Source organism: Streptomyces fuscigenes, from assembly GCF_021556455.1.
Taxonomy (GTDB): Bacteria; Actinomycetota; Actinomycetes; order Streptomycetales; family Streptomycetaceae; genus Streptomyces; species Streptomyces fuscigenes.
Genome location: NZ_JAKGCV010000303.1, coordinates 1 through 6,825 on the forward strand (window position 1 = coordinate 1; position 6,825 = coordinate 6,825).

The 6,825-nt window shown below is 75.4% G+C and carries 6 protein-coding genes and 1 pseudogene; 2 read left to right on the plus strand and 5 right to left on the minus strand.

Translation table 11 applies throughout. From position 1 onward, the window contains the following. The first annotated feature begins 74 nt into the window (after positions 1 to 74). Complete coding sequence (locus tag L1885_RS20635; RefSeq protein ID WP_308117363.1) at positions 75 to 1,331, plus strand: MFS transporter; 1,257 nt, start codon at positions 75 to 77, stop codon at positions 1,329 to 1,331. Here the strand turns inward: L1885_RS20635 and L1885_RS20640 are convergent. Both L1885_RS20640 and map read right to left on the minus strand, forming a co-directional pair. Continuing rightward, positions 1,319 to 1,978, minus strand: coding sequence for a biliverdin-producing heme oxygenase (locus tag L1885_RS20640; protein ID WP_235798652.1), 660 nt, complete (start codon positions 1,976 to 1,978; stop codon positions 1,319 to 1,321). The two genes, L1885_RS20635 and L1885_RS20640, sit on opposite strands and share 13 nt — an antisense overlap. A 152-nt stretch (positions 1,979 to 2,130) precedes the next feature. Beyond that, on the minus strand, positions 2,131 to 2,988 hold the full coding sequence (map, locus tag L1885_RS20645) for a type I methionyl aminopeptidase (RefSeq protein WP_235798653.1): 858 nt from the start codon (positions 2,986 to 2,988) through the stop codon (positions 2,131 to 2,133). A gap of 152 nt (positions 2,989 to 3,140) precedes the next feature. Here map and L1885_RS20650 point away from each other — a divergent pair, with 152 nt between their 5' ends. Beyond that, entirely contained in the window at positions 3,141 to 3,329 is a 189-nt protein-coding gene (locus L1885_RS20650) for a hypothetical protein (protein ID WP_235798654.1), read from the plus strand. Between the two features lie 142 nt (positions 3,330 to 3,471). Here L1885_RS20650 and L1885_RS20655 read toward each other — a convergent pair whose 3' ends face one another. The 3 genes and pseudogenes from L1885_RS20655 to L1885_RS20665 form a co-directional block, all read right to left on the minus strand. Continuing rightward, positions 3,472 to 4,881, minus strand: coding sequence for a YVTN family beta-propeller repeat protein (locus L1885_RS20655; RefSeq protein WP_235798655.1), 1,410 nt, complete (start codon positions 4,879 to 4,881; stop codon positions 3,472 to 3,474). A 262-nt stretch (positions 4,882 to 5,143) separates the two neighbouring features. After that, complete coding sequence (locus L1885_RS20660; RefSeq protein WP_235798656.1) at positions 5,144 to 6,499, minus strand: MFS transporter; 1,356 nt, start codon at positions 6,497 to 6,499, stop codon at positions 5,144 to 5,146. A 66-nt stretch (positions 6,500 to 6,565) separates the two neighbouring features. After that, positions 6,566 to 6,825 (minus strand): annotated as a pseudogene (locus L1885_RS20665) (hypothetical protein); the annotation flags it as partial.

The window sequence follows — 6,825 nt, forward strand, 5'->3', positions numbered from 1 at the left end:
CCCGCGCGCGGCCGGGTCCGCCCTGTCCGGCCGCGCCCTGCCGCCTGCCGCGCCGCCCCCTTCAGGAGGACCGCTTGAGCACCGAACCGCTTCCCGCGCCGCCGTCCCGGGCGGGCGCGCCCCCCGCCGCGGCGCGCGGAGTGCTCGTCGTGGCGGGCCTGATGCTCGCGGCGTTCACGTTCAACACCGCGGAGAACCTGCCGGTCGGCCTGCTCTCGGACGTCGCGCACGGCCTGCGGGTGCCGCTCGCGGAGGTGGGCTACCTGGTCACCGGGTACGGACTGACCGTCGCGGTGTGCTCCCTTCCGCTGGCGCGCGCCACCCGGAACGTGCCGCACCGCCACGTGCTCGCGGCCGTGCTCGTGGTCCTGGTCGCGGCGAGCCGGCTGTCGGCGACGGCCGGTTCGTACGGGACGCTGCTGGGCGCCCGGCTGGCGACGGCGCTCGCACAGGCGCTGTTCTGGGCGGTCATGGGGCCGGCCGCGGTGGGCCTGTTCGCTCCGGAGCGCAGGGGGCGGGTCGTCGGGATGCTGTCGGTGGGCGGCTCGCTGGCCACGGCGCTCGGTGTGCCGGCCGGCAACTGGCTGGGCCGCCAGGATGGTTGGCACGCGCCGTTCTGGGTGCTGACGGCCCTCGGCGCGGCGGCGCTGGCCCTGGTGGCCGGGTGGCTGCCGACGACGCGCCCGGGCAGCGGCCACGGCGCCCGCGGGATCGCGCCGGACCGGCGGGCGTTCGCCGTGGTGCTGGCGACGACCGCGCTGTCGGGCACGGGCGCGTACACCGGCTTCACGTACATCGAGCGGTTCCTGACCGGCGTGAGCGGGTTCCCGGCCTCGGCGGTCGGCCCGCTGCTGCTGGTGTTCGGGGTGGCGGCGCTCGGGGGGATCGCCGCGGCGGGTGCGCTGCTGGACCGGCTGCCCTGGGCGATGCTCGTGGTGCCGGTGGCGGTGCAGACGGCAGCCATGACCGCGCTGTGGGCCGGCGGCGGCACGCGGTGGGTGGTGGCGGCGGCGCTGGCGCTGCTGGGCCTCGCGGTGGCGCCGGTGGTGATGGCGGCCCAGGCGCTGGTGCTGCGGGTGGCGCCCGGCCGTACGGAGAGCGCGGTGGCGGCCAACTCCGCGGCGTTCAACGCGGGTGTGGCGCTCGGTGCGCTGTCGGGTGGCCTGGCCCTGCCGGTGGCCGGCGTGCGCGGCACGTTCCTGATCGGCGCCGTGGACACCGCGGTCGCGCTGGCGGTGCTGGCCCGGCACGCGCGCCGCGGCAGGGCCGGGGGCCGGGCGCGGGGCGGCGGGTCCGGCTCCGTGCCGGACGGCACCGCTCAGGCCGGGTAGAGCTCGCCGAGTTCGCTCAGGACGGCGCCGTTGCACGCGAAGGCGCGGCGGCACTCGCCGACGATCCGCTGCTTCTCGGCACCGTCGGCGGGCAGCGCGTCGAGCAGGGTCCGGTAGGCGCGCTTGAAGGCGGCGGGGTTGTCGATCGCGTCGAAGACGTAGAAGCGGACGCCGTCGCCGCGGTGCGGGAGGCCCCACTGCCTCTCCGCCCGGTCGCGCACGACCTGCCCGCCGGAGAGGTCGCCGAGGTAGCGCGTGTAGTGGTGGGCCACGTAGCCGCCGCGCCAGCCGGCCGCGCACTCCTCGATGCGCGCGGCGTAGGCGGCGGTCGCCGGCAGCGGCGCCAGGTCGTGGCGCCAGTCGGGGCCCCGCAGGTAGGCCAGGTCGCGGGCGAGTTCCGGCGTCCGTGCGAGCTCGGGGCGCAGGAACGGGCCGGCGACCGGGTCGTCGGCCAGGCCCGCGCCCCTGGCCGCGCCCTCCAGGGCCGCGTAGACGAACCACAGCTGCTCCGTGTAGCGGGCGTAGGCGTCGAGGCCGAGCCGTCCGTCCAGGAGCGCGGTCATGAATCCGGAGTCCGAGACCGCCGTGTGCTGCGCCGCCGAGGCCTCGCGCAGACGGGCGGAGAAGGGGATGGTGGCTGTCGACACGGACGGTACCTCCGGGTTCACGGGGACGACCGGGCGGGACAGGACGACGTCAGCTTAGCTTAGGCTTACCTAACCAGCCAGGCCTTCGCGGACGCCGTCTTGCCGACAACCTGTCGGCGCACCGCTTCGGAAAACGGTACTACCCCCAGGATTCAGGGCAACGTGAGAATCTCCGCCCCGGTCTTCGTGACGACGAGAGTGTGCTCGAACTGCGCCGTCCGCCGGCGGTCCTTCGTGACGATCGTCCAGCCGTCGTCCCACATGTCGTGCTCGTACGTCCCGAGCGTCAGCATCGGCTCGATGGTGAAGGTCATGCCCTCGCGGATGACGGTCGTGGCGTGCGGGCTGTCGTAGTGCGGGACGATCAGGCCGGAGTGGAAGGCCGTGTTGATGCCGTGGCCGGTGAAGTCCCGCACGACGCCGTAGCCGAACCGCTTGGCGTAGGACTCGATGACCCGCCCGATCACGTTGATCTGCCGGCCCGGGCGCACCGCCTTGATCGCGCGGTTCAGCGACTCCCTGGTCCGCTCGACCAGCTGCCGCGACTCCTCGTCCACCTCGCCGCACAGGTAGGTGGCGTTGGTGTCGCCGTGCACGCCGCCGATGTACGCCGTGACGTCCAGGTTGACGATGTCCCCGTCGCGCAGCACCGTCGAGTCGGGGATGCCGTGGCAGATGACCTCGTTGACGGACGTGCACAGCGACTTGGGGAAGCCGCGGTAGCCGAGCGTCGAGGGGTACGCGCCGTGGTCGCACAGGTAGGCGTGCGCCACGCGGTCGAGTTCGTCGGTGCTCACCCCCGGCCTGATGTGCTTCGCGGCCTCCTCGCGGGCGTCCGCGGCGATGCGGCCCGCGATCCGCATGCGCTCGATCGTCTCCTCGCTCTGCACGTCGGGCCCGTCGTACGGGTCCGGGGCGGGCCTGCCCACGTACGGCGGCCGGGGAATGGCCGCGGGCACGTGGCGCTGCGGGGAGACTTTTCCTGGGACGAGAAGCTGCTGGCCAGACATGCGGCGAGTCTAACCAGCGTCCACCGGGCGCCGACGGGGCAGCATGATGGACGGACGGGACGGACGGGGTGCCCCGGACGCGGCGCGGCGACCGCACGGCGGACGCCGGCCGCGGCTTCGACGGCACGGACCGCAGACGGAAGGAACGCACGATGGCCCTGTTCAAGAAGCGCACCGAGCCCAAGGCGGGCGACTGGTACTACTGCCTGCAGCACAAGACGGTGGAGGAGGGGCTGCAGTGCCCCGCCAAGAACCGCTTCGGTCCCTACGCCTCGCGCACGGAGGCGGAGCACGCCATGGACAAGGTGAAGGAACGCAACGAGGAGTGGGACGCCGAGTAGGCGGCCGGGCACGGCGGCGGACGGGACCGGCTCCCGGCGCTCGCGGCCCGGGCGACGAGGCGCGCGGCCGCCGGGCCGCCCCGCGAGGACGGCCCGGCGGGACACGGCCCGTGCGGCCGCGCCCCGGGGACGGACCGGCCGGTCAGCCGCAGTCGATGATCAACGAGGTGACCACGGAGCAGGTGCGGCCGGCGCTGTCGTCGGCGGGGTCGGGGTCCGCGGGCGCGGAGGCCGTGCGTGCCGCGGTGACGGTGTAGGGGACCCCGAGCGTCAGCAGTCCCACGGGCACGCTGAAGGTCCGCGTGGCCGTCGCGCCCGCCGCAAGGGCGCCGAAGGTGCAGGTGACCCGGCCCTCGGCGCCGGCGCACGAGCCGCCTGAGGCGGTCATCGGGGACGGCAGGGTGGCGGTGACGGTCGCGGACGTGACGGCGGAAGGGCCGTTGTCGGTGACGCTGAGGGTGTAGTCGATGCGGCCGCCGAGAAGTCCCGGAACGCCCTTGGCGGTGAGGGAGACGCGCAGGTCGGCGGCGGGCGCGGGGACGCGGACGATCCCGACCGGGTTGCTGCCGACGGTGGCCGTGGAGGCGACGGTGCCGGTGGACGTGTCGATCGCCGTCACCGTGTCGGCCCCGCTGTCGGTGACGTAGACGCGGCTGCCGTCCGCGTCGAAGGCCACCTCCTGCGGCTGGGGGCCGGCCGGGACCGTCGCGGTCACGGTGCCCGTGGCGGCGTCGATCATCGAGACCGTGCCGGAGTAGTAGTTGGCGACGGCGGCGAGCGTGCCGTCCGGCGAGAAGGCCACGCCGTGCGGGCCGGTGCCCACGGGGACGTACGAGGTCACCGCGGCGGAGGCGGTGTCGATCACGGCGAGGGACCCGCCGTTGACGAGGGAGACGTAGGCCCGCGTGCCGGACGGGTCGAAGGCCACCCCGTACGCGTGGGCGCGCACCGGTATGGAGTCCGTGACGGTGTCGGTCGCGGTACTGATCACCAGGACGGCGTTGGTGTCGCTGTCGTGCGTGACGTAGACCCGGGACCCGTCCGGCGAGACGGCCAGGCCGTCGGGCGCCGCGCCCACCGGGACGGTGGCGACGACCGTGTCGGTCGCGGTGCTGATCACGGAGACCGTGTTGCCGCCGAGGTCGGCCACGTAGACGCGGGAGGCGTCCGGCGTCACGGCGACGGCGTAGGGGGTGGCGCCGACCGGGACGGTCGCCGTGACGGTCCCGGTGGCCGTGCTGATCACGGAGACCGTGTCGCTGCCGCCGTTGGCGACGTAGGCGGTGCTGCCGGCCGGGTCGACGGCCACGCCGAAGGGCGCGGCCCCCACCCCGATGGTGGACGTGGCCGTGCCGCTGCCGCCGTCGAGGACGGAGACGTTCGCGGCGCCCGAGTCGGCGACGTAGAAACGGGGGCCGGGCGGCGCCGCGGCGGCCGGGGCGGCGGCCAGGCCGGTGGCGCCGGTGGCCGCGAGCATCAGGGCGACCGCGGGTGCGAGGAGGCGGCGGCCGGCAGCAACGAGGGATCTGCGGGCGGACGACGTGAAGGACATCGAGGACCCTTCCCGGGGCGCACCGCGGCGGCGGGAGCCTGCGGGCCCCCGGGGACCGGCGGCGGTGCGCTCACACGGTCCCACTGCCCGCGCCCGGCCCGCCATCACCCGGGAGGACCACGCGGCAGCCAGGCGGCCGCCCTCCGTTCCCGGGAAGTCGCGGGCGCCGCGCCCCGGTTGACGCGGCGGCGGCGGTCGGACGGGGGTCGTCCGGGCTCAGGGGCCCGCTTCCGGTGCGCCGCTCGTGGGGCGCTGCCGCGCGCTACGCCCCGGCCGTCTCGGGCGCCGCGGTGCCCTCCGGCAGGCCGCGCGCCACCGCCTCCTTCTGCGCGCGCCGGCGCAGCGCGTCCGGGTCGGTGTCGGCGTTGTAGCTCAGCAGTTTCGGCAGGGCCAGTGCCAGCAGTCCCACGGCGGCCACACAGGCGAAGCCGCCGCCCCAGATCGCGGGCCGGGTACCGGTCAGGCCGGCCGTGGTGCCCGCGCGGACCTGGCCGAGCTGCGGCCCGCAGCTGTACGAGAGGACCTCGATGCCGGCGAGCCGCCCGCGCAGCTCGTCGGGGACGGTCTGGTCCCAGATGGTGTGCCGTGCCAGCCCGCTGAGCATGTCGCCGGCCCCCGCGGCGGCCAGGCACAGCAGCACGAGCCACACGTGCGACATCAGCCCGGTCGCCGCCATCGCGAGCCCCCAGCTGCCGGCGCCGAGCGCGACCATCCGGCCGTGGCGGCGGGTGCGCGAGGCCCAGCCGCTCGTCGCCGTCACGAGCATCGAGCCGAACGGCACGGCGCTGTACATGAGCCCGAGCGCCCACGTGGCGTGCAGGTCGTCCGCGAGGAAGGGGAAGAGCGTCACCGGGTAGGCGAAGAACATCGCCGCGACGTCCATCGCGTACGTGCCGAGCAGCACCGGCTTGCTCCAGGCGTAGCGCGCGCCCTCCACCACGCTGCCCAGCGACGGCCGCGAGGCGGCGCCCGAGGGCGGCGCGGGCGCGAGCCGCAGGCACATGGGCACCGTGAGCAGGAAGCCGACCACCGTCACCGAGTAGGCGAAGGGCAGCCCGGCGTACGCGACGACGACGCCCGCGAGCGAGGGCCCCACCACGGCGGCGAGTTGGCCGCGCATGAAGTTGAGCGCGGAGGCGGAGGTCAGCTGGTCGTGCGGGACGATGCGCGCGATCAGCGAGCCGAGGGCGGGCTGCTGGAGCCCCGACAGCGCGGAGACGGCCGCCGCGACCACGTACAGGGGCCACAGGGCGGGGTGCGGCAGCAGGGAGTCGGCGAGCAGGACGAGGGCCAGCACGCCGAGGCCCGCCTCCGAAAGGAGGATGACCCGGCGCCGGTCGACGGCGTCCGCGAGCGCGCCGCCGTACAGGCCGAAGACGATCAGCGGCACGAGCTCGACCGCACCCATCGCGCCGACCGCGAACGGCGAGTCGGTCAGCTCCTTGATCTGCAGCGGCAGCGCGACCATCGTCATGGAGCTGCCGAAGGACGTCACGAGCCCCTGCAGCCACAGGAGCCGGAAGTCGCGCAGCGCGCGCAGCGGGGTCAGGTCGGGCAGGATCGCGAGGGCCCGGCGGAAGAGGTGCGGCACGAGGTGCCATGTTCCGTCCTCATACATGCACCGTGCAAGTGAAATCGGGCGGGGGCGGGGGCACGAGGAGGGCCGCCGCGGCGCCCGGCGGTGTCACCAGCGCGCCGGCGGCGGCGCCGTGAGCCGGTCACCGAGCAGCGAGAGCCGGTCCCTGAACCGGCGCCTGCCCCGCGCGGCGGGCAGCGGGCTCTCCCCCGCGGCCGCGCTCACCAGGTGCTGCACTGTGTCGAAGTCCACATCGCACGCCGGACCCGCGCCCGGCGGCCCGGCGGCGCCCAGCAGGAACTCCGCCGCTCCCAGGAGGCCGCCGCCCGCCGGAGACTCCGGCGGCGACCTCCTGATACGCGGCGTGC